The sequence below is a fragment of the Erythrobacter sanguineus genome (assembly GCF_900143235.1).
Classification (GTDB): domain Bacteria; phylum Pseudomonadota; class Alphaproteobacteria; order Sphingomonadales; family Sphingomonadaceae; genus Erythrobacter; species Erythrobacter sanguineus.
Genome location: NZ_FRDF01000007.1, coordinates 1 through 19,301 on the forward strand (window position 1 = coordinate 1; position 19,301 = coordinate 19,301).

General features: G+C 65.0%; 26 protein-coding genes and 1 pseudogene. 18 read left to right on the top strand and 9 right to left on the bottom strand.

The features are described 5' to 3' along the window. Positions 1-225 precede the first annotated feature (225 nt). Positions 226-777 (top strand): annotated as a pseudogene (locus BUA05_RS06795) (amidohydrolase family protein); the annotation flags it as partial. A 94-nt stretch (positions 778-871) separates the two neighbouring features. On the opposite strand, the gene BUA05_RS06800 reads toward BUA05_RS06795, so the two are convergent. Then, entirely contained in the window at positions 872-1,225 is a 354-nt protein-coding gene (locus tag BUA05_RS06800; protein WP_072673924.1) for a hypothetical protein, read from the bottom strand. A gap of 98 nt (positions 1,226-1,323) precedes the next feature. On the opposite strand from BUA05_RS06800, the gene BUA05_RS06805 reads away from it, so the two are divergent. From BUA05_RS06805 to arsB, 4 genes are read left to right on the top strand one after another with little or no spacing between them, the layout of a single operon-like run. After that, a complete protein-coding gene (locus BUA05_RS06805) occupies positions 1,324-1,662 on the top strand; it encodes an ArsR/SmtB family transcription factor (RefSeq protein ID WP_072673925.1) in 339 nt (112 codons plus the stop codon). After that, positions 1,662-2,138: an ArsI/CadI family heavy metal resistance metalloenzyme gene (locus BUA05_RS06810; RefSeq protein WP_072673926.1), complete on the top strand. Its 477-nt coding sequence runs from the start codon at positions 1,662-1,664 to the stop codon at positions 2,136-2,138. The genes BUA05_RS06805 and BUA05_RS06810 overlap by 1 nt, the downstream gene beginning before the upstream one ends. An 11-nt stretch (positions 2,139-2,149) precedes the next feature. After that, on the top strand, positions 2,150-2,635 hold the full coding sequence (locus BUA05_RS06815) for an arsenate reductase ArsC (RefSeq protein ID WP_072674041.1): 486 nt from the start codon (positions 2,150-2,152) through the stop codon (positions 2,633-2,635). Then, positions 2,632-3,702 (top strand): ACR3 family arsenite efflux transporter, encoded by a 1,071-nt coding sequence (arsB, locus tag BUA05_RS06820; RefSeq protein ID WP_178139154.1) that lies wholly within the window; start codon positions 2,632-2,634, stop codon positions 3,700-3,702. Before BUA05_RS06815 ends, arsB begins: the two co-directional genes overlap by 4 nt. Here arsB and gmk read toward each other — a convergent pair. From gmk to BUA05_RS06835, 3 genes are read right to left on the bottom strand one after another with little or no spacing between them, the layout of a single operon-like run. Then, positions 3,699-4,349: a guanylate kinase gene (gmk, locus tag BUA05_RS06825; RefSeq protein ID WP_072673927.1), complete on the bottom strand. Its 651-nt coding sequence runs from the start codon at positions 4,347-4,349 to the stop codon at positions 3,699-3,701. The two genes, arsB and gmk, sit on opposite strands and share 4 nt — an antisense overlap. A gap of 57 nt (positions 4,350-4,406) precedes the next feature. Further along, positions 4,407-4,793: a hypothetical protein gene (locus BUA05_RS06830; protein WP_072673928.1), complete on the bottom strand. Its 387-nt coding sequence runs from the start codon at positions 4,791-4,793 to the stop codon at positions 4,407-4,409. A gap of 5 nt (positions 4,794-4,798) precedes the next feature. Further along, complete coding sequence (locus BUA05_RS06835; protein WP_072673929.1) at positions 4,799-5,290, bottom strand: SspB family protein; 492 nt, start codon at positions 5,288-5,290, stop codon at positions 4,799-4,801. Between the two features lie 132 nt (positions 5,291-5,422). Between BUA05_RS06835 and hisB the strand changes: the two genes are divergently transcribed. The 12 genes from hisB to pal all read left to right on the top strand — a co-directional run bounded on the left by hisB (position 5,423) and on the right by pal (position 13,592). Next, positions 5,423-6,031, top strand: a complete 609-nt coding sequence (hisB, locus tag BUA05_RS06840) for an imidazoleglycerol-phosphate dehydratase HisB (RefSeq protein ID WP_072673930.1) — start codon at positions 5,423-5,425, stop codon at positions 6,029-6,031. A gap of 227 nt (positions 6,032-6,258) precedes the next feature. Continuing rightward, positions 6,259-6,885 carry an imidazole glycerol phosphate synthase subunit HisH gene (gene hisH / locus BUA05_RS06845; RefSeq protein ID WP_072674042.1) on the top strand — a complete coding sequence of 209 codons (627 nt, stop codon included), beginning with the start codon at positions 6,259-6,261 and terminating at the stop codon, positions 6,883-6,885. After that, positions 6,882-7,613: a 1-(5-phosphoribosyl)-5-[(5-phosphoribosylamino)methylideneamino]imidazole-4-carboxamide isomerase gene (gene hisA / locus BUA05_RS06850; protein ID WP_072673931.1), complete on the top strand. Its 732-nt coding sequence runs from the start codon at positions 6,882-6,884 to the stop codon at positions 7,611-7,613. Before hisH ends, hisA begins: the two co-directional genes overlap by 4 nt. Continuing rightward, a complete protein-coding gene (gene hisF / locus BUA05_RS06855) occupies positions 7,610-8,392 on the top strand; it encodes an imidazole glycerol phosphate synthase subunit HisF (protein ID WP_072673932.1) in 783 nt (260 codons plus the stop codon). The genes hisA and hisF overlap by 4 nt, the downstream gene beginning before the upstream one ends. 14 nt (positions 8,393-8,406) lie before the next feature. After that, the gene (locus tag BUA05_RS06860; protein WP_072673933.1) at positions 8,407-8,721 is read left to right on the top strand and encodes a phosphoribosyl-ATP diphosphatase; all 315 of its coding nucleotides are present in this window, start codon (positions 8,407-8,409) and stop codon (positions 8,719-8,721) included. Next, positions 8,721-9,101: a histidine triad nucleotide-binding protein gene (locus BUA05_RS06865; protein WP_072674043.1), complete on the top strand. Its 381-nt coding sequence runs from the start codon at positions 8,721-8,723 to the stop codon at positions 9,099-9,101. The genes BUA05_RS06860 and BUA05_RS06865 overlap by 1 nt, the downstream gene beginning before the upstream one ends. Positions 9,102-9,193: 92 nt before the next feature. Continuing rightward, positions 9,194-9,640 carry a YbgC/FadM family acyl-CoA thioesterase gene (locus BUA05_RS06870; protein WP_072674044.1) on the top strand — a complete coding sequence of 149 codons (447 nt, stop codon included), beginning with the start codon at positions 9,194-9,196 and terminating at the stop codon, positions 9,638-9,640. A gap of 7 nt (positions 9,641-9,647) precedes the next feature. After that, the gene (gene tolQ / locus BUA05_RS06875; protein ID WP_072673934.1) at positions 9,648-10,346 is read left to right on the top strand and encodes a protein TolQ; all 699 of its coding nucleotides are present in this window, start codon (positions 9,648-9,650) and stop codon (positions 10,344-10,346) included. Beyond that, on the top strand, positions 10,346-10,792 hold the full coding sequence (locus tag BUA05_RS06880) for an ExbD/TolR family protein (RefSeq protein WP_072673935.1): 447 nt from the start codon (positions 10,346-10,348) through the stop codon (positions 10,790-10,792). Before tolQ ends, BUA05_RS06880 begins: the two co-directional genes overlap by 1 nt. A 12-nt stretch (positions 10,793-10,804) precedes the next feature. After that, positions 10,805-11,617, top strand: a complete 813-nt coding sequence (locus BUA05_RS06885; RefSeq protein ID WP_072673936.1) for a hypothetical protein — start codon at positions 10,805-10,807, stop codon at positions 11,615-11,617. A gap of 1 nt (position 11,618) precedes the next feature. Next, complete coding sequence (gene tolB, locus BUA05_RS06890) at positions 11,619-13,028, top strand: Tol-Pal system beta propeller repeat protein TolB (protein ID WP_072673937.1); 1,410 nt, start codon at positions 11,619-11,621, stop codon at positions 13,026-13,028. Positions 13,029-13,070: 42 nt separating this feature from the next. Beyond that, positions 13,071-13,592 (top strand): peptidoglycan-associated lipoprotein Pal, encoded by a 522-nt coding sequence (gene pal / locus BUA05_RS06895; protein ID WP_072673938.1) that lies wholly within the window; start codon positions 13,071-13,073, stop codon positions 13,590-13,592. Between the two features lie 3 nt (positions 13,593-13,595). On the opposite strand, the gene BUA05_RS14735 is transcribed toward pal, so the two are convergent. Next, positions 13,596-13,757: a hypothetical protein gene (locus BUA05_RS14735; protein WP_158093666.1), complete on the bottom strand. Its 162-nt coding sequence runs from the start codon at positions 13,755-13,757 to the stop codon at positions 13,596-13,598. Between the two features lie 184 nt (positions 13,758-13,941). On the opposite strand from BUA05_RS14735, the gene BUA05_RS06900 reads away from it, so the two are divergent. Continuing rightward, positions 13,942-14,475 carry a J domain-containing protein gene (locus tag BUA05_RS06900; RefSeq protein ID WP_072673939.1) on the top strand — a complete coding sequence of 178 codons (534 nt, stop codon included), beginning with the start codon at positions 13,942-13,944 and terminating at the stop codon, positions 14,473-14,475. A 321-nt stretch (positions 14,476-14,796) separates the two neighbouring features. Here the strand turns inward: BUA05_RS06900 and BUA05_RS06905 are convergent, their stop codons facing one another. The 4 genes from BUA05_RS06905 to infC form a co-directional block, all read right to left on the bottom strand. After that, positions 14,797-15,633 carry an SDR family NAD(P)-dependent oxidoreductase gene (locus tag BUA05_RS06905; protein ID WP_072673940.1) on the bottom strand — a complete coding sequence of 279 codons (837 nt, stop codon included), beginning with the start codon at positions 15,631-15,633 and terminating at the stop codon, positions 14,797-14,799. Positions 15,634-15,687: 54 nt separating this feature from the next. Further along, positions 15,688-17,034 carry a cystathionine gamma-synthase family protein gene (locus BUA05_RS06910; RefSeq protein ID WP_072673941.1) on the bottom strand — a complete coding sequence of 449 codons (1,347 nt, stop codon included), beginning with the start codon at positions 17,032-17,034 and terminating at the stop codon, positions 15,688-15,690. A 166-nt stretch (positions 17,035-17,200) separates the two neighbouring features. Next, positions 17,201-18,625 carry an SLC13 family permease gene (locus tag BUA05_RS06915; protein WP_072673942.1) on the bottom strand — a complete coding sequence of 475 codons (1,425 nt, stop codon included), beginning with the start codon at positions 18,623-18,625 and terminating at the stop codon, positions 17,201-17,203. Positions 18,626-18,769: 144 nt separating this feature from the next. Next, on the bottom strand, positions 18,770-19,288 hold the full coding sequence (gene infC, locus BUA05_RS06920) for a translation initiation factor IF-3 (protein WP_072673943.1): 519 nt from the start codon (positions 19,286-19,288) through the stop codon (positions 18,770-18,772). Positions 19,289-19,301: the final 13 nt, after the last annotated feature.

The window sequence follows — 19,301 nt, forward strand, 5'->3', positions numbered from 1 at the left end:
TCGAGCACGATGCGGATCTTGTCCTCAGCCGAGAAATGGCGACGGGTTGCACGCCGGATGTCCTTCACCACCCGCTCGGCAGGGGCCTTCTTGGGGGGCGATTTCTTCAAGGAGGGTTGGGTCTTCATCTTCGTTCCTTCGTCACTACGACGAAGCCCCAACCCTCCTTAAATCACAACCTCAAATCTGTGCCATTGGTGCTGACGGGGGACAGTCACCGTCCACGCCTACCACCCCAAATCGGTGCGCCGCGCGATCGAGGCCGGGGTCAAGGTGATCGAGCATGGCAACCTGCTTGATGAAGATACGCTCAGGCTGATGGCGGAAAAGGGCATCTGGCTGTCGGGTCAGATGCTGGTCGATTCGACCGAGGCAATGGACCCCAAGCGGCGCGAGAAGCGCAAGCCCGTGATCGAAGGGCAGCGGATTGTCTGGCCGATGGCAAAACGGCTGGGCGTGAAGCTCGCCTGGGGCACGGATTTCCTGTTCGAGCCGGAGCTGAACGAGGAGCAGAACGCCTATCTCTTGCGGCTCAAGCCTTTTTTCACCCCCGCCGAACTGCTGCGGCTGGCCACCCATGACAATGCCCAGCTGCTCGCCCTGTCGGGGCCGCGCACGCCCTATGAAGGCAGGCTGGGCGTGGTCGAACACGGCGCGCTGGCCGATCTTGTCCTCGTCAACGGGAACCCGCTCGCCGATATTGATCTGATCGGCGATCCGGCGCGCAATTTTTCCGTCATCATGAAGGATGGCGTGATCGTGAAGGGTGCGCCGTGATCGCCTGATCCGCGCGGGCTAGCGTCATGATTGGACCGCTAGAATTCGGGCGCCAGAATTCGGCCGCGCGCATTCGGCCGTGAGCATTCGGCGGCTAGTATTCGACCAGTGCAAAGCTGACGGCGACGCCCGCGCCCAGCGCCGCGCTGATCCGCTTCAACCATCTGCGTGACGCGCGTTTGCCCGCCGCTCCGGCGTTGGCCCAATGATCCATTTTTGCCTGTTCTTCGGCCAGCAGTTGCAGGCAATCGCGCAATTGCCGCTCCTCCAGCTCGTCAACAAGGCTGCCGACATCATAGGCCAGCATTCCGGCGCATTCGATCAGCGCCTCCGCCCGTGCAAAATCGCCCTGCTGCAAGGCAGCCCGCGCCTCGCTCTGGAGCGAACGTGCGTGATCCGCGATATGATCAAGATGTTGCCCGACAGATGGCTGAGTCCCGAATCCCATGCCGCAACAATATCCTACGTCGCGCCCTTTGTCGCGGCCCGTTGACATGCCTTGCTCATAACGATAGTTTGATATTTATCGAATCGTGGGAACATTGAATGCAGCCTGATCGCATCATCCGCTGTCTCGCCGCGCTGGCGCAGGAACATCGCCTTGCCGCCTTCCGCTTGCTGGTGCAGGCCGGGGCCGATGGTATTCCGGCGGGCGTGCTGGCCGACAGGCTTGGCGTCCCGCCTTCCTCGATGAGCTTCCACCTCGCCCAGCTCGCCAATGCCGGTCTTGTAACCCAGCGGCGTGAAAGCCGTTCGATCATCTATTCGGCCGATTATGCCGCGATGAACGGGCTGATGGGCTACCTCACCGAAAACTGCTGCGGCGGGGTGCCGTGTGACAATGCGGCATCCTGCGAACCTGCCACAACAAGAAAGAGCGCGTGATGAAACGCTTTCACATGCATGTCGGCGTGACCGATCTTGATGCCTCGCTTGCCTTCTACACCCACCTGTTCGGGGCCGAACCGAGCGTGGTGAAGGCGGATTACGCCAAGTGGATGATCGAAGACCCGCGCATCAACTTCGCGATTTCGCTGCGCGAGGGCGCGGCCAAGGGGATCGAGCATGTCGGCCTTCAGGCAGAAGACGAAAGCGAACTGGCCGAGGTCTATGCCCGGTTGAAGGCGGCGGATCGCCCGGTGCTGGAAGAAGGCGCGACCACCTGCTGCTATGCCACATCGGAAAAAAGCTGGATCGCCGATCCCGACGGAGTGGTGTGGGAAGCCTTTCTGACCAGTGGCGGCAGCACCACCTATGGCGGCAGCCCCGATCTCGATCAGCTCGCCAATGCTGACGCTGCGACCGGCGCGTGCTGCGTGCCGCAAGGCGCCGCGCCCGCGCCTGCCAAGACCTGCTGCTGAGGCTTGACCCGATGAATGTGTTGTTCCTGTGCACGGGCAATTCAGCCCGTTCGATCCTTGCCGAAGCGATTCTCGATCACGATGGCGCAGGGCGATTTGCCGCCTTCAGCGCCGGGAGCCAGCCGGCGGGCAAGGTCAATCCAATTGCGCTGCATACTCTCGCAGAGCGCGGTTATCCGGTCGAAGGCTACAGCTCCAAAAGCTGGAACGCCTTTGCTGCCGGGCCGCAATTCGATCTGATCGTCACCGTCTGCGACAGCGCGGCGGCGGAAAACTGTCCGGTGTGGCCGGGCCAGCCGATCTCTGCGCATTGGGGCATTCCCGATCCCGCTGCCGTGACCGGAAGCGATGAAGAGAAGCAGGCCGCCTTCGCGCTCGCATTCGAACGGATGAAGCGCCGGATCGACCTGATGCTGGCATTGCCGCTGGACACACTTACGCCCGAGGCGCTGCACGCCGAATTGCAGGCGATCGGCAAGCAGGCGCAAACCGCATGACGACCATCACCGCCGATACCCCGCCCGCAGCCGCCGGGCTGGGCCTGTTCGAAAAATGGCTGAGCGTCTGGGTCGGCGCGGCGATCCTTGCCGGCGTCGTGCTGGGCAATGCCGCGCCGGGGGCCTTTGCTGCGCTGGCCGGGCTGGAATATGCCTCGGTCAATCTGGTGGTGGCGGTGCTGATCTGGGCGATGATCTTCCCGATGATGGTGGCGGTCGATTTCGGCGCGGTGCGGCGCGCGGGCGACAAGCCCAAGGGGCTGATCATCACGCTGGTGGTCAACTGGCTGGTCAAGCCATTCAGCATGGCGGCACTGGGCGTGTTGTTCTTCGAGATCGTCTTCGCCGATCTGATCGCGCCTGCCGATGCGCAGCAATATATCGCCGGGCTGATCCTGCTGGGCGCTGCGCCCTGCACCGCGATGGTGTTCGTGTGGTCGCAGCTGACCCGCGGCGATCCGGCCTATACGCTGGTGCAGGTCGCCGCGAATGATCTGATCATGATCGTCGCCTTTGCGCCGATTGTCGCGCTGCTGCTGGGGGTGACCAATATCGCCGTGCCGTGGGCAACGCTGCTGCTTTCGGTCGCGCTTTACGTGGTCGTGCCGCTCGCTGCCGGGGCGTTGGTGCGCCGCCGCCTGCTCATCACGCACGCAGGCGACGAACGCGCGGTGTCGGATTTCACCGGCAAGGTGAAACCGCTGTCGATCATCGGCCTCCTGGCGACCGTGCTGCTATTATTCGGATTTCAGGCTGAAACCATCGTTTCGCGCCCGCTGCTGGTGGCGCTGATCGCGGTGCCGATCATCGTCCAGAGCTATGGTATCTTCTTCATCGCCTATGGCTGGGCCAAGGCGTGGAAGGTGCCGCACGCCATTGCCGCGCCCTGCGCGCTGATCGGCACGTCGAACTTCTTCGAACTGGCGGTGGCGGTGGCCATCGGGCTGTTCGGGCTGGGCAGCGGGGCGGCGCTGGCGACGGTGGTCGGCGTGCTGGTTGAAGTGCCGGTGATGCTGTCGCTGGTCGCCATCGCCAACCGCACGCGCGGCAGCTTTGCTGCGGCCTAACCCATCAACCCGCGCACGAAGGGGATCAGCCCGGTCTGGCGCTGCCGCTTCATCCGTTCGGCCTCCAGAATCGCGCTGACCTTGGCGAAGCAGATGTTCACATCGTCGTTGATGATGACGTAATCATACCCGTCCCAGTGGCTGATTTCGGCGCGTGCGCGTTCCATCCGGGCTTCGATCACCTCGGCGCTGTCGGTCGCGCGGCCTTGTAACCGGCGGCGCAGTTCCGCGATCGAGGGGGGCAGGATGAACACCCGCACCACGTCCTGCTGATCCTTCTGGTACAGCTGCTGGGTGCCTTGCCAGTCAATGTCGAACAGGAAATCCTGCCCTTCCTTCAACGCGGCGCGGATAATCCCCTTGGGCGTGCCATAGCGGTGGCCGAACACCTCGGCCCATTCGTAGAAATCATCCTCGTCGATCATCTGATCGAAGCGTTCAGGCGTGACGAAGTGATAATGCACCCCGTCGATCTCTCCGGCGCGCGGCGGGCGGGTGGTGGCCGAAACCGACAGCTTGATCTCGCTGTCCCTGGCCAGCAGCATCTTCGACAAGGTCGTCTTGCCCGCGCCGGACGGCGATGACAGGATGAACATCAGGCCCCGGCGGTGGAGCCTGTCGTCTGCGTGGTCTGAGGAATCGCCCATAGGCTCCGTTGCACCAACAGGGCCCTGCAAATCAAGGGCACTAAGATTGCGGCAGAGTCAGGATTCCGCGTCCGTGCCCCAGTCCGCCTGCTTCTTCGCCCGGCGTTTTGCCTCCAGCCGCTTGCCGCGATCATACAGCACCTTGGCCGCCAGACCGCCCGCGACCACTGCCAGCCCGACGGGTGATCGGGTGGCAAGCTTGCTCGCCCCCCATAGGGCCAGCGTGCTGACCATCCCGCGCCCTTCGACCAACCGCCGCGCCTTTTCGCCATCAAGCTGGCCGGTGAGCAGGCCTTTTTCCAGCCGCTGGCGCAGCAGTGAGCCTGCCCCGCGCAGGACAACATCGGCAATGATCAGGTTGGTGACCGGATCGGGCGAGGGCAGGCGCGATTCGCCGGGTTGCCCGGTATCGGTGCGCTTGCCCGAGGCCCGGCGCTGCGCCATCGCGGCTATTTCTTGCGCCCGAAATCGACCGTGACGACATTCGAACCGTCACCATCGCCGTCCCCGCCGCCATCCGAGCCGTCATTTTCGGCATCCTCGTGCGCTTCGGGTTCAAGCTCGTCGACCGCGGCCTGGAATTGCAGCCCGAAATCGACCGCCGGATCGACGAAGGCGGTGATCGCGGCAAAGGGGATCACCAGTTTGGCCGGGACCTGGTTGAAGGTGAGACTGACCGTGAAACCCTGCGCCGTCACCTCAAGATCCCAGAACTTGTTCTGCAGCACGATGGTCATTTCGTCCGGGAAACGTTCGCGCAGGTGCGGCGGGATCGACACCCCCGGAGCGCCGGTCTTGAAGGTGATGTAGAAATGGTGCGCGCCCGGCAGCATGCCGCCGCCGCTGACAATCGACCCCAGCACTCGGCCAACCACGGCGCGCAGGGCTTCCTGAACGATCTCGTCATAGGGGATCATGCTGTCGGGCGTATCATTGCTCATACCATGTGAATCGTGGCGGGGAGTGCGGGCTTGGTCAAGCCTTTCCCGCGCCCCCTCCCGCGTTTGGCAGGGGATAGCGCCCGGCCTTGCAGGCGCTTGTCTTGGGACGCGAGAGGACTATAGCCCCGGAACATGGCCAACATCCCCGCCCGCACCGCGCGCGTTGAGCGCGATACGACCGAAACCAGAATCGCCATCGCCGTCGATCTCGACGGGACCGGCACCTATGACGTGTCGACCGGAATCGGCTTTCTTGATCACATGGTTGAACAGTTCAGCCGCCATTCGCTGATCGATGTGACGATGAAGGTCGAAGGCGATCTGCATGTCGATCAGCACCACACGACCGAGGATTCGGCGATTGCGCTGGGGCAGGCGATTGCGCAGGCGCTGGGCGACAAGGCCGGCATCGGGCGCTATGGCGCGGCCTATTCGCCGATGGACGAAACGCTGAGCCGGGTGGCGCTGGATATTTCCGGGCGGCCCTATCTGGTGTGGAAGGCGAAGTTCACGCAGGAACGCTTGGGCGAATGGGACACCGAGCTGATCGAGCACTGGTTTCATTCGGTGTCGCAAAGCGCCGGGATCACGCTGCACATGGAATTGCTCTATGGCAGCAACAACCACCACATCTGCGAGAGTCTGTATAAAGGCTTCGCCCGCGCCATGCGGCAGGCGGTCGAACGCGATCCGAGGAAGGGCGGGGCGATTCCCTCGACGAAAGGGCAGCTTGGTGGCTGAGCAGAGCAATTCGGCTACACAGCAGCCGCAAGCGCGATTGCGCGCCCGCAGCGGGCGCAGCTTTGCTGCGCGCCTAGCGAGGACCGCGCGCCCGGATGGGCGTGCGGATAGGAACGCGAGCCCAGTCGCGCAGCGACCGCAAGGCCGACTGGCCGCCCGTAGCGGGCGCAGCTTTGCTGCGCGCCTAGCGAGGACCGCGCGCCCGGATGGGCGTGCGGAAAACAAGAATGCCTGAGGTTATCGCCTTGGTCGATTACGGCGCGGGCAACCTTCATTCTGTGCATAATGCGTTGAAGGCAGCCGGGGCTAGCGTCACCGTCACTGCCGACCCTTATGTCGTGCGCGCTGCCGACCGGATCGTCCTGCCCGGTGTCGGCAGCTTCAAAGCCTGCGCCGAAGGGCTGCGGGCGATCCCGCACATGGTCGAGGCGATGACCGAGCGGGTGCATGTGGGCGGCGCGCCGTTCCTCGGCATCTGCGTGGGGATGCAATTGCTGGCGGACCGCGGGCTGGAGCATGGCACAACCCCCGGTCTTGGCTGGATCGCGGGCGAGGTGCGGCTGATCGAACCCTCCGACGCGGCGATCAAGGTGCCGCACATGGGCTGGAACGATGTCGCTGTGCTGCCGCATGCCACAAACCATCCGGTGATCGAGGAGGGCGAAGCCTATTTCCTCCACTCCTATCACTTCGCCGCCGCCAATGGCGCGGATGTGGCCGCGATGACCGATCACGGCGAAGGGCTGGTGGCCGCCGTTGCCCGCGACAACATCATCGGGGTGCAGTTTCATCCGGAAAAGAGCCAAGGCTATGGACTGGCGACGCTCCGGCGCTTTCTGGAGTGGTATCCGTGATCATATTCCCCGCCATCGACCTGAAAGGTGGTCAGGTCGTCCGCCTTGCCGAAGGCGATATGGACCGCGCCACGATCTACGGCGACAACCCTGCGGCACAGGCGCTGATCTTTGCCGATGCGGGCGCGGAGCATCTCCACGTGGTCGATCTCGACGGCAGCTTTGCGGGTGAAAGCCGCAACCGCGCTGCGGTGGAAGCCATTGTCGCGGCCTTCCCGGGCTATGTGCAACTGGGCGGCGGCATCCGCGATGTGGCGGCGGTGGAGGGGTGGTTTGACCTCGGCGTGGCGCGGGTGGTGATGGGGTCGGCGGCATTGAAGAACCCCGACTTCGTCAAGGACATGGCGCGGGAATGGGAAAACGGCATCGTTGTCGCGGTGGACGCGAAAGACGGGATGGTGGCGACCGAGGGCTGGGCCGAAGTCTCCGATGTGCCCGTCACCGACCTCGCCCGCCGGTTCGAGGATGCAGGCGTTGCGTCGCTGCTGTTCACCGACATCGGGCGCGACGGGTTGCTCAAGGGCGTCAACATGGCGGCCACGGTTGATCTCGCACGCCGGGTGGATATTCCGGTGATCGCCAGCGGCGGGGTCAAGGGGCTGGACGATATCCACATGCTGGCATTGCACGCGCATGAGGGGATCGAAGGGGTGATCACCGGGCGGGCGCTGTACGAAGGGCGGCTCGATCTGGCAGCAGCGATTGCGATGGGCGCGCGCGAAACATGACCGTTCGCGTCCGCGTCATCCCCTGCCTTGATGTAGCCAATGGCCGCGTGGTCAAGGGCGTCAATTTCGTCGATCTGAAAGACGCGGGCGATCCGGTCGAACAGGCGCGCGCCTATGATGCGGCGGGGGCGGACGAGCTGTGTTTTCTCGACATTTCCGCCAGCCACGAAGGGCGCGGGACGTTGCTCGACATGGTGCGGCGCACCGCAGAAGTGTGCTTCATGCCGCTGACCGTGGGCGGCGGGGTGCGCAGCCCCGAGGACGCGCGCGCACTGCTGCTGGCAGGCGCGGATAAGGTCGCGGTGAATTCTGCCGCCGTCGCCCGGCCCGAACTGGTGGGCGAGATCGCTGCGCGCTTCGGCAGCCAGTGCGTCGTCGCCAGCGTCGATGCGCGCCGGGTGGTGCCAACCACCGGCGAAGACGCGCCCAAGTGGGAAATCTTCACCCATGGCGGGCGCAAGCCTACGGGCATTGACGCGGTCGAATATGCCCGCAAGGTCGCCGATCTTGGCGCGGGGGAATTGCTCGTCACCTCGATGGATGGGGACGGCACGAAAGCGGGCTATGACCTTGATCTGACCCGCACCATTGCCGATGCCGTCAGCGTTCCGGTGATCGCCAGCGGCGGGGTGGGGAACCTCGAACACCTCGTGGATGGCGTGACGAAAGGCCATGCCAGCGCGGTGCTCGCTGCCAGCATCTTCCATTTCGGCACCCACTCCATCGCCGAGGCGCACAAGGCGCTGCGGGATGCAGGCTTGCCCGCGCGCGGGGTTTGATCGAAAGTAGCCCAATGGACACTCTGACCCGCCTCGAAGCCACGATCGCCCAGCGTCTCACCGCCGCGCCGGAAGAAAGCTATGTTGCGAAACTGCACGCCAAGGGCCTGCCCAAGATCGCGCAGAAGCTCGGGGAGGAAGCGACCGAGGCGGTGATCGCCGCGTTGGCCGGGGACGAGGCAGAACTGGTGGGTGAAGCCGCCGACCTGTTGTTCCACCTGCTCGTCCTGCTCGGTGCCAAGGGCGTGGCGCTGGAGCAAGTGCTCGCCGAACTCGACCGGCGCGAAGGCGTGTCCGGCCTCGCCGAAAAAGCTGCACGGAGCGAATGATGCCAATCGACCCGACCTTGCCCTATGACGACAACAACATTTTTGCGAAGATTCTGCGCGGGGAAATCCCGTCGAAGAAGGTCTATGAAGACGACTGGGCCTTCGCCTTCGAGGATATCAATCCGCAGGCCGAGATCCACACGCTGGTGGTGCCCAAAGGTCGCTATGTGAGCTGGGACGATTTCAGCGCCAAAGCCTCCGATGCGGAAATCGGCGGGTTTATCCGCGCGGTGGGCGAGGTGGCCCGGGCCAAGGGACTGGTCGAGCCGGGCTACCGCCTGATGGCCAATATCGGCGCCCATGGCGGGCAGGAAGTGTCGCATCTGCATGTGCATATCTTCGGCGGACAACCTTTGGGGCCGATGATCCTGCGGCGATAGCGGCGCGGCGGAATCCATTCCGCTGCCATTCATCGACAAAACGCAAACACCGGCCTTTGCAGCGATTTCCTGCTGCGCTAGTGCGGGCAATGATGACCTCTCCCAATCCCCCCGGCGGCGTGATCGACGGTGCGCGGCATCTTTATGCCGTGCGCGTCTATTACGAGGATACTGATCTGTCGGGGATCACCTATCACGCCAATTACCTGCGCTGGTTCGAGCGCGCCCGTTCCGATCTCCTGCGCCTGCTCGGCATCGATCAGCGCGGTGCGATAGAGGGCGGGGAGGGCGCCTATGCCCTGTCCGAGGTCAACCTGAAGTACCTCCGGCCCGCGAAGCTTGACGATGACGTGGTGATCGAAACCCGTTGCACCGAACTTGGCGCGGCATCCTGCCGGATGCACCAGATCGCGCGTCGGGGTGATGACATCCTGTGCGCGGCGCACCTGCGCGTCGGCTTTATCACGCTTGATGGCCGCCCGCGCCGCCAGCCCGCCGCATGGCGCGCTGCCTTCCAGACCTTCATGAACGAGGATTGATAGACACGTGACGCTCGCCCTCTCCAGCGCCGCTGCTGCTCCGGCCCGGCTCGACCCGGTCGACCTGTTCCTGCAGGCCGATATCATTGTGCAGGCGGTGATGATCGGCCTTATCCTCGCCAGCATCTGGGTGTGGATGATCATCGTCTCGTTCAGCCTGCGGATCGGCAAGCTCGACAAGGCCTCGCGCGAATACGAGGGCGAGTTCTGGGGTGAGCGGGACACGCAGACGCTGGTCGGCAAGGCGCAGCGCAAGGAAATTCCCGCTGCCCGCGTGGTCGGCGCAGGGCTGGATGAATGGAAGAAATCCACCGCCAAACAGCCGGTTGACCGCGATGCCACCCGCCAGCGCATCGGCGCGGCGATGGAAAGCCAGGTCGCGGAAGAAGCGGACGAGTTGGCCGGACGGCTCAATTTCCTCGCCACGGTCGGATCGGTCGCGCCCTTTGTCGGCCTGTTCGGCACGGTGTGGGGGATCATGAACAGCTTCTTCCAGATCGGCGCGCAACAAAGCGCCAGCCTCGCCGTGGTCGCCCCCGGCATCGCCGAGGCGCTGTTTGCCACCGCCATCGGCCTGTTCGCCGCCATCCCGGCGGTGATCGCCTATAACCGCTTCTCGGGCTTGGTGAATGTCTACGAGGCCAAGCTCCAGCGCTTTGCCGACAAGGTCCATGCCGGGCTGAGCAGGGAACTGGATCGTATCTGATGGGGATGGGTGTCGCCTCTTCCTCGCGCCGCAGAGGCACCAAGCGTACGCGCCGCGCCGCGATGGCCGAAATCAACGTCACCCCGCTGGTGGATGTGATGTTGGTGCTGCTGATCATCTTCATGGTGACGGTGACGCTGCCCGCCGTCGGCGTGCCGGTGGAACTGCCCGAAAGCCGGGCTGCGGCGGTGGAGGAGCAGCCCGATCAGATCACCATTTCGATCGACCGGGCGGGCGTGATCTATATCGAAAACGAAGCCGTGGCCGCGGGCCGCTTGCCCGAGGCGCTTGAAGCACTGGATCGCGGCAGCCAGCAACCGCTGATCGTCCTGCGCGGCGATCGCAGCCTCGATTATGGCCGGGTGATGGCAGTGATGGGCGAGTTGGGCCGGAGCGGCTTCACCTCGATCTCGCTGGTCACCGACGGTTCAGTAACGCCCCCATAAGCGAGCCTCAGCATGGGAGACATCGCCTTTCGTCAGGAGGAGAAGATCGGCTTCGCCGCAGCATTGGTGCTGCATGGCGCGCTGGTGGCGGTGCTGTTGATGCAGGCGGTGCGATCCGACGTGTCGGTGTTTCCTGAGCGGATGACCGTGAGCCTTGCGACCGAAGTGGGTCTGGAGGCGGCCTCGCCCGATCCGGTCGCGGAAAGCCGCGCCGCGATTGCGCCGACGCTGGCCGATGATCCCGCACCAGCCCCCGAACCCGCGCCCGCCGAGCGGGTGGAACGCGCCGCGCCCGCGCTGCCGCCCCGGCCCGCCGCCCGCACCGCGACCACCCCGCCTGCTCCCGCGCGTGACCGTTCGCGCCCTGACCGCACGCCTGCGCCCAAACCGAGCCCTTCGCCCGCCAAGGCGACGGAGCGCGGCGGCGGCAGCCGGATCGGCGATGATTTCCTGTCGGGCAAGGGCAGCTCGACCACGACCGATGAAACCCGCGCCCCGGCGGCGAAGTTCGGTTCGGCCGAGCGCGCCGCGCTGTCCTCTGCCATCACCCGCCAGTTGCGCCCGCACTGGACCGCGCCTTCGGGCGTGGACGCCGAAAGGCTTGTCTCGACCGTTTCGTGGGATCTCAATCCCGATGGCACGCTGAAGGGCCGCCCGCGCTGCAAGACCGATCCGGCCAGCATCACCGCAGGCAATCAGCCGCAGGCCGGCCTGCATTGCGAGCGCGCCATTCGTGCGGTTCAACTGGCAGCCCCTTTCAATCTCCCCGAACAATTCTACGATCGCTGGAAAGCGCTAGAATGGCAATTCGACCGAAGGCTCTGACATGACCAAGACCTATCTCCTGTTTCTGACCGCCGCGCTGATCGCTGCGCCCGCTGCTGCTCAGGGCGCGCAGGATCTCGGCGCGCCGGTGGGGGAGGATGGCCCGGTCGAGACCATCGCGGTCGAGGGCGATGATGCCGATGGCCCGCTGCGCGGCACCGTCACCGACGAATCCGCATGGTCGGATATCGGCATCGCCATCCCCGCCTTCGCCACGGATCGTGATCGGCCCACCCCGGCCAATGCCGATGGCACCGAAGCCCTGGGCCGCGAAGTTGCGCGGGTCATCACCGCCAACCTGCGCAATAACGGCCTGTTCAAGCCGGTCGGCCCCGACAGCCTGCCGCAGCCCGCTTTCCCGCAGATCACCGCGCCCGCCTTTGGCAACTGGAGCGGTCGCGGCGCGGAGATGTTGGTGCATGGCTATGTCCGCGCGCGTGACGATGGCCGGCTGGTGGTCGGCTGCTACCTCTACGATGTCGCTTTGCAGAACGAGCTGGTGCGCGAAGGCTGGGTCGTCGGCCCGGCCGACTGGCGGCGCGCGGCGCACAAGTGCAGCGACCTGATCTTTGCGCGGCTGACCGGCGAAAGCCCGTTCTTCGACAGCCGCATCGCCTATATTGCCGAAACCGGGCCGAAGGACCGCCGGGTCAAGCGGCTGGCGGTGATGGACAGCGACGGGGCCAACCACCGCTTCCTGACGCTGGGCAGCGCCACCGCGCTCACCCCGCGCTATTCGCCCGACTATTCGAAGATCCTCTACCTCTCCTATGTCGACGGCAATCCGCGCATCTATGTCTATGACATCGGCAGCGGAAAACAGACGCTGGTGACCGAAAACCGCAACCCCACCATCGCCCCGCGCTGGTCGCCCGATGGGCAGTCGATCCTCTATTCGATGGCGGTGGCCGGCAATACCGACATCTACCGCGTGCCTGCGACCGGTGGCCAAAGCGTGCGGCTGACCAACAATCCCGGCATCGACGTGGGCGGATCCTACTCGCCCGATGGCCGCAAGATCGTGTTCGAAAGCGACCGTTCAGGTAGCCAGCAATGCTATGTGATGGACGCCGATGGTTCCAACCAGAAGCGCATCAGCTTTTTCGGCGGGCGCTGCGCCACGCCCGAATGGAGCCCGCGCGGCGACCAGATCGCCTTCACCCGCATTGCCGGGGATTTCAACGTCGCGGTGATGAACACCAGCGGCGGCAGTATAAGGGTGCTGACCCGGGGTTGGCAGGACGAGGCCCCGACATGGGCGCCCAATGGCCGCATCATCCAGTTCTTCCGGACGGAAAAGAACACCGGGCGTTCGGGCATCTGGCAGGTCGATCTGACCGGCCAGAACGAACGCCGCCTGCCAACCCCGGTCGATGCCTCGGACCCGGCATGGGGCCCGATCCGTCCGTAATGCATCTGATTTTTCTACCGATCACTTGAAAGGAACAGTGCGATGAATACCAAGATTGCCACGATCCTGCTGCTGGCTTCGGCCACGACGCTGGCCGCCTGCGCCAAGAAGGCGCCCGAACAGCTGCCGCCGCCGCCGCCCGCGACTGTCCAACCGACCCCTCAGCCGACTCCGCAGGTGCAGCCCACCGGCCCGCAGGTCGGATCGCAAGACCATTTTGCGGCCGCGGTCGGTTCGGCCACCACGATCTATTTCGATACCGACCGGTATAATGTCGATTCGCAGGATGCCGCCGCGCTGCAGGCACAGGCGCAGTATTTCGCGCGCTATCCGCAGATCAGCTTCACCATTCAGGGGCATGCCGACGAACGCGGCACGCGCGAATACAACCTTGCGCTGGGCGAACGCCGCGCCAATGCGGCGAAGAACTTCCTCGTCAGCCTCGGGGTTGATCCGGGCCGGATCGCGGTGGTGAGCTACGGCAAGGAACGCCCGGTGGCGCTGGGATCAAACGAAGGCGCGTGGGCGCAGAACCGCCGCGCTGCAAGCGTGATCATCACCTGACGATCAGCCATGAAGCAGGCCGGGTGAAAGCTCGGCCTGCATGTCATAGGGCGATGACGCAACCGGCGCTTCGACCCCGGCCAGATCGCGCGCGCTGGTGATGACGCACAGCCCGGCAAGTGCAAGCACGGAAAACAGGCTGGAGAGGGTCAGTTGCGGGCTCATGTCTTTGCGGTCTTTCCCGCACGCGAACAAACTGCGTGCGTCAATCTTCTATTGCAACGCAACATTTCACATTGCAACTTGTTCCCGTGATCGCACCGCTTTGCTTTGTGCGCCACCTGCCCTAGATTGGTCGCCTGATGCCATCGACCAACCACATGACGCCCCGCGCCTGCGGTGATTCCAGATGACCCGTGCCAAGCGTTCGCTCGACTGGGGCTTTCCGCGCTGGCGGGCCTATGGTTCGTCGCGGGAAGCCGCCAACGTCCGCATCTGCGACCGGCACGGCTGCGACGAGCCGGGCAATTGCCCCGCGCCCAAGGCCCCCAACAGCCGCGACCGGTGGTATTTCTGCCAGAAACACGCCGCCGAATATAATTCGCGGTGGGATTACTTCGAAGGTCTCGAAAAGGCCGAGAAGGAGGAACGCGCCCGCGCCGAACGGCAGGAAAGCGCAGGCTATGCCGAAAGCGCGCATTATGGCTGGGCCGGGTCGGGCGATGGCTCGCGCTCTGCCGATGAAATGCGCGCGCTGGAGGTGCTGGGGCTGGAGACGGACGCCGATTTTGCCGACATCAAGAAGGCTTACCGCGCGCGCGCCAAGGAAGTGCATCCCGATGTGAAGCCCGGCGATGCCGAGGCCGCGAAGCAATTCCAGCTGATCCAGACCAGCTACGAAGTCCTGCGCGCGGCGGAGGAACGCCGCGAATGGCGGGGTTGATCGGCTGATACGAAATCGCGCGAGGTGCGACCCATACCTCCCGCCACCCCTCTCCAGCCTGCCACCCCTCTCCAGCCTGCCACCCCTCTCCAGCCGGCCACCATCACCGCGTCAGATCACGCGGCTGCTTTCCTACCTGCCGCAGAACTGACAGTGTCGCACCGATGACCTGTCACGCCCCTTTCTGCAGCCGCGCGATGGTGCGATTTGGGGGCGCGGTTTTTCTGTCTCTGGACAGTGTCTCATGTGTCTCCAACACGTGCCGCGCGCCGGGCCGTGATCTGCGCCGTTTCTGAGCTGTGATCGTTGCAGGAAGGCGCGCTAGGCCGGGGGCGGCCCGGCAAACCCCTTGCCCGCCGAGTCGATCTGCGGATCGGGATTGTCGTTCCACCACGCCACGTCCTTCCACGGGCGCACATCGATCTCGTGGCTCCAGCAATTGCGCGGCTGATGGGCGAGATGCCAGTAGGTTTCGGCCAGCACGGCGGGATCGATCACCCCGTCGCGGCCCTTGCCCGCCTTGAACGCATCATACTTGTCGCCCAGCAGCTTGCCGAGCGTGTCGGGTGCATCGACAGCGCCATCGACCACCACATGGGCGACATGGACGCCTTGGGGGCCAAATTCGGCGTTGAGGGTCTGGCACAGCATCCGCCGCCCGCCCATGGCCGCGGCGTGGCTGTGCTGACCGGCATTGCCGCGCATCGCCGCGGTGGCAGAGGTGACCAGCAGTGTGCCGTGCGCGCCGGACTTCGAACGATCGACCATCAGCGGGAACAGCGCATGGGCAAGCCGGAACACCCCATAGGTGCCCAGCCGCCAGCCGAGCTCGAAAATGCGGTGCGGGGTGGCATCCAGTGCGCGATTGCCGATCTGCGCGCCGAGATTGTAGAGCGCGCAGTGGATCGGGCCGATATCGGCCTCGGTGCGCGCCACCAGTTCCTCGATCGCCCCGTCATCGGCGGCGTTGATCAGCGTGCCGCTGGCCGATCCGCCCGCCGCCTCGATCTGGTCCACCAGCCGTGCGAGGCCCGCCTCGTCGCTGCGTCGTGCCAGCACCGCGTGATAGCCCCCGGCGGCAAAGCGCATCGCGGCATTGCCCCCGATCCCGGCGCCCGCGCCGATCACGAGGAACACGGGTTTGCGGCTGTCTGTCATGGCTGGTTTCTCCCCTCGCTGATGCGTGTGGCCTAGCAGGCGATGGAAGGAAACTCACACATGTTCCAGCGCCTGCGCGAAATCGGCGATGAGATCATCGGCATCCTCGATCCCCACGCTGATGCGCACCAGATTGTCGGTGATCCCCAGCATGTCCTTGCGCGCCTGCGGAACCGAGAGGTGCGTCATCGAGGCCGGATGGCTCGCCAGCGTCTCCGTCCCGCCGAGGCTGACCGCCAGCTTGGCGATGGTAAGGTTGTCGAGGAAGGCAAAGCATTCCGCCTCGCCGCCCTTGATGAACAGCGAGAAGGTGCTGCCCGCCCCAAGGCAGTGGCGATCATGAATGTCCTGCTGGCGCGGATCGCTGATCAAGCCGAGATAGCCCAGCCCTTCGACCTTCGGGTGGCCTTGCAGGAATGCGCACACCTTGGCCGCGTTCTCGCCTGCGCGCTGCATCCTGAGCTCGACCGTCTCCAGCGACCGCAGCAGCATCCACGCGGTGTTGGGATCAACGATCCCGCCCATCGTGTTGCGCAAGGCGCGCACCGGGTCCATCCAGCGCTTCGCCCCGGCAATGCTGCCTGCGACGAGATCGGAATGGCCGCCGACATATTTGGTCAGCGAATAGGCGACAATATCGGCCCCATGTTCCAGCGGGCGCTGCCACAGCGGGCCGAGGAAGGTGTTGTCGATGGCGATTGGGCATTCTTGCGTGCTACCGCCTGCGGCTACTTGAGCCGGAGGAAAAGCGGCATCGCGCGCGTCGCTTACCGCTTCGATATCGACCAGCGCATTGGTCGGGTTGCCGGGGCTTTCGAGGTAGATCATCGCCACCTTGCCGCCCTGTGCTTCGGCCTGCGCCCTCGCCTTGGCCAGCACCGCGTCAAGCTCTGCGCGGGTCGCTCCGGCGGGGAAATCGAGATAGGTGATGCCAAATCGGCTCAGCACCTTGGCGACAAAGCCTTCGGTCGCGGCATAAAGCGGGCCGGAATGCACGATCACGTCGTTCTGGCCGCAATAGGCCATCATCAAAATACAGATCGCGGTCATCCCGCTGCTGAATGTCAGCGCGTCCTCGGCCCCGTCCCACACGGCAAGGCGATCCTCGAGGATTTCCTGATTGGGCCCGTTGAAGCGCGAATAGACGAGGCCTTCCGCCCCGCCTTCGCGCAGCCCGGTAATGCCTTCAAAGTGCCGCTTGCCCGCGGCCGCGTTTTCGAAGGCAAAAGTGCTGGTAAGGAAGATCGGGGCTTTCAGCGATCCTTCGGACAGCGCCGGATCATAACCGTAGCCCATCATCAGGGTAGAGGGCTTCATCGGCCGCCCTCCGATTTCGCGCCGGGCAGGCTTGGGTTTGCGGCGGGGGGGGGGGGGGTCAACAGCATCGACGGCGTCTGGCATGACGGCGTATCCTTCCTCTGCTCACGCTCCCAGGAAGGCGGGAGCTGGTCGCGGCGGGCAGGGCGCCCGTCCCTAACCTCCGCAGGAACGCCTCTCCGCTGCCGCCGCTCAGATGGGCAGAAGGTATCGCGTGCGCACAATAGTTTCAAGCGATTGGACGATGGTTTCACACCAGCGCAGCGATGCCCCACACCACGGCGACGATCAGGAACACGCCCGCCACATCAAGCATCGCTCCGGCGGTGACCATGCGGCCGATCCGGATTTGGCCGGTGCTCCACGCGATGGCGTTGGGGCCAGTTCCGGCGGGCAGCATGAAGCCCCAGCTCGCGGCCAGCGCGGCGGGCAGGGCGAGCAGCACCGGATCGACCCCCAGCGCGACCACCAGCGCAGCGACCACCGGAATGATGCCGGTCGCGGTGGCGACATTGCTGGCGAATTCGGTTACCGCCACCACCAGCGCCACCACCACCAGCGCCACCAGCAGCAGCGGCCAGTGTTCCAGCGGCAGCAGCGCCTCGCCCAGCCAGGCGGTCAGGCCCGAAGCCTGCATGCCGCCCGCCAGCGCGAGGCCGCCGCCGAACATGAAGATGACGCTCCATGGCGCGTGCCTCGCTTCGTCCCACACCAGCAGGCTGCGGCCCGTCCCGTCCGGGATCAGGAACAGCGCCAGCCCGGCGATGACGGCAATGGTGCCATCGGTCCACGACCCCGGCGGCAGCAGCGGCGCGACCAGCGGCTGGCTGACCCATCCGGCAAAGGCCAGCACGACCAGCGGCACCAGCCGTCGTTCCGGCCCGCTCCATTGCGCGCGGGTGGCGATAGCGGCCCGCGCGGCGGCAAGATCGAAGGGTTGGTCGGCGACGCGCTGCACCCGCGCGATGATCCACGCCGCCAGCGGCACGCCCAGCAGCACCACCGGCACACCATAGAGCGACCATTGCGCAAAGCTGATCCGCACGCCCGCGATCTGATCGAGCAGGCCGACCGAAATCGCATTGGTGGGCGAGCCGACAATCGTGCCCAGCCCGCCGATGCTGGCGGCAAAGGCGATGCCCATCGGCAAGGCTCCGAATATGCCGTCCTGCCGAATGGTGTCATCCTCGCCGCGCGCATCTCCGCCCCCTTCCAGCACCGCCAGTGCCATCGGCATCATGATCAGCGCGGTCGAGGTGTTGGAGATCAGCATCGACAGCAGCGCAGCCGCGATCATGAAGGCAAACAGCAGCCGCGCGGGGCCACCGCGTGCGCCCAGCAGCCCGAGAATCGCAAGGCTCAGCCGGCGGTGCAGCCCGGTGCGTTCGATCGCCAGCGCAACAAAGGCCCCGCCCAGCAGCAGGAACAGGATCGGCGAGTAATAGTCGCTCGCGGTATCTTCCGCGGTCGAGACCCCCGAAAGCGGCAGGACAAGGAAGGGCAGCAGACCGGTCACGCTCAGCGGCACCGCCTCGGTCATCCACCACGCCGCCATCCACATGACCAGTCCGGCGACCAGCCACGCACCCTGTGGCATGCCCGCAGGTGGCGGCAGCAGGGCTGCAAGCGCAAAGGCGAGCGGGCCGAACCAGAGGCCGAACAGGCGTGCTGTCATGGCTGGCAGTCCTCCCTTGGCGCGGTGCAGGCCTATCAGTGCCGCCCCGCCTGCGGCAAGCCCTGCAGCAAAAAGGGCGCGGAGGCGTTGTGGCCCCGCGCCCTTGCTGTCCTGTTGGGTTCGCCTGTCTTTTGCAGCTGGCCCCTATTTGGGTGCCAGCACCATCAGCATCTGGCGGCCTTCAAGCCGCGGGAACGCTTCGACCTTGGCGACTTCGGCGACATCATCCTGCACCTTCTTCAGCAGATCCATGCCGAGATGCTGGTGCGCCATTTCACGCCCGCGAAACCGAAGGGTGATCTTCACCTTGTCGCCGTTCTCGATGAACTTGTTCACGTTGCGCATCTTCACGTCATAATCATGCGTGTCGATGTTGGGGCGCATCTTCACTTCCTTGATGTCCTGCGTTTTCTGCGTCTTGCGCGCCAGATTGGCTTTCTTCTGCGCTTCGTAGCGGAACTTGCCGACATCGAGGAACTTGCACACCGGCGGGTCCGCGTTGGGGGACACTTCAACCAGGTTCAGGCCTTTTTCATTGGCCTGTTCGATCGCTTCGCGGGTGTACATGACCCCGAGGTTTTCGCCTTCGTCATCGATGACGCGGACCTTGGGGACCTGAATCATGTTATCAAAACGAGGGCCGCTTTTTACGGGCGGGGCCATCGAGCGCCGGGGT

Excerpts from the sequence above, each read along its gene's own strand:
- BUA05_RS06915 (WP_072673942.1), bottom strand. The coding sequence starts at position 18,625 with ATGACAGCACGCCTGTTCGGCCTCTGGTTCGGCCCGCTCGCCTTTGCG.
- BUA05_RS06800 (WP_072673924.1), bottom strand. The coding sequence starts at position 1,225 with ATGGGATTCGGGACTCAGCCATCTGTCGGGCAACATCTTGATCATATC.
- gmk (WP_072673927.1), bottom strand. The coding sequence starts at position 4,349 with ATGGGCGATTCCTCAGACCACGCAGACGACAGGCTCCACCGCCGGGGC.
- hisH (WP_072674042.1), top strand. The coding sequence starts at position 6,259 with ATGCCTGAGGTTATCGCCTTGGTCGATTACGGCGCGGGCAACCTTCAT.
- BUA05_RS06885 (WP_072673936.1), top strand. The coding sequence starts at position 10,805 with ATGGGAGACATCGCCTTTCGTCAGGAGGAGAAGATCGGCTTCGCCGCA.
- BUA05_RS06870 (WP_072674044.1), top strand. The coding sequence starts at position 9,194 with ATGACCTCTCCCAATCCCCCCGGCGGCGTGATCGACGGTGCGCGGCAT.
- BUA05_RS06860 (WP_072673933.1), top strand. The coding sequence starts at position 8,407 with ATGGACACTCTGACCCGCCTCGAAGCCACGATCGCCCAGCGTCTCACC.
- hisB (WP_072673930.1), top strand. The coding sequence starts at position 5,423 with ATGGCCAACATCCCCGCCCGCACCGCGCGCGTTGAGCGCGATACGACC.
- BUA05_RS06865 (WP_072674043.1), top strand. The coding sequence starts at position 8,721 with ATGCCAATCGACCCGACCTTGCCCTATGACGACAACAACATTTTTGCG.
- BUA05_RS06815 (WP_072674041.1), top strand. The coding sequence starts at position 2,150 with ATGAATGTGTTGTTCCTGTGCACGGGCAATTCAGCCCGTTCGATCCTT.
- BUA05_RS06810 (WP_072673926.1), top strand. The coding sequence starts at position 1,662 with ATGAAACGCTTTCACATGCATGTCGGCGTGACCGATCTTGATGCCTCG.
- BUA05_RS06900 (WP_072673939.1), top strand. The coding sequence starts at position 13,942 with ATGACCCGTGCCAAGCGTTCGCTCGACTGGGGCTTTCCGCGCTGGCGG.
- BUA05_RS06905 (WP_072673940.1), bottom strand. The coding sequence starts at position 15,633 with ATGACAGACAGCCGCAAACCCGTGTTCCTCGTGATCGGCGCGGGCGCC.
- pal (WP_072673938.1), top strand. The coding sequence starts at position 13,071 with ATGAATACCAAGATTGCCACGATCCTGCTGCTGGCTTCGGCCACGACG.
- BUA05_RS06880 (WP_072673935.1), top strand. The coding sequence starts at position 10,346 with ATGGGGATGGGTGTCGCCTCTTCCTCGCGCCGCAGAGGCACCAAGCGT.
- BUA05_RS06830 (WP_072673928.1), bottom strand. The coding sequence starts at position 4,793 with ATGGCGCAGCGCCGGGCCTCGGGCAAGCGCACCGATACCGGGCAACCC.
- BUA05_RS06805 (WP_072673925.1), top strand. The coding sequence starts at position 1,324 with ATGCAGCCTGATCGCATCATCCGCTGTCTCGCCGCGCTGGCGCAGGAA.
- arsB (WP_178139154.1), top strand. The coding sequence starts at position 2,632 with ATGACGACCATCACCGCCGATACCCCGCCCGCAGCCGCCGGGCTGGGC.
- BUA05_RS14735 (WP_158093666.1), bottom strand. The coding sequence starts at position 13,757 with ATGAGCCCGCAACTGACCCTCTCCAGCCTGTTTTCCGTGCTTGCACTT.
- infC (WP_072673943.1), bottom strand. The coding sequence starts at position 19,288 with ATGGCCCCGCCCGTAAAAAGCGGCCCTCGTTTTGATAACATGATTCAG.
- BUA05_RS06910 (WP_072673941.1), bottom strand. The coding sequence starts at position 17,034 with ATGCCAGACGCCGTCGATGCTGTTGACCCCCCCCCCCCCCGCCGCAAA.
- tolB (WP_072673937.1), top strand. The coding sequence starts at position 11,619 with ATGACCAAGACCTATCTCCTGTTTCTGACCGCCGCGCTGATCGCTGCG.
- BUA05_RS06835 (WP_072673929.1), bottom strand. The coding sequence starts at position 5,290 with ATGAGCAATGATACGCCCGACAGCATGATCCCCTATGACGAGATCGTT.
- hisF (WP_072673932.1), top strand. The coding sequence starts at position 7,610 with ATGACCGTTCGCGTCCGCGTCATCCCCTGCCTTGATGTAGCCAATGGC.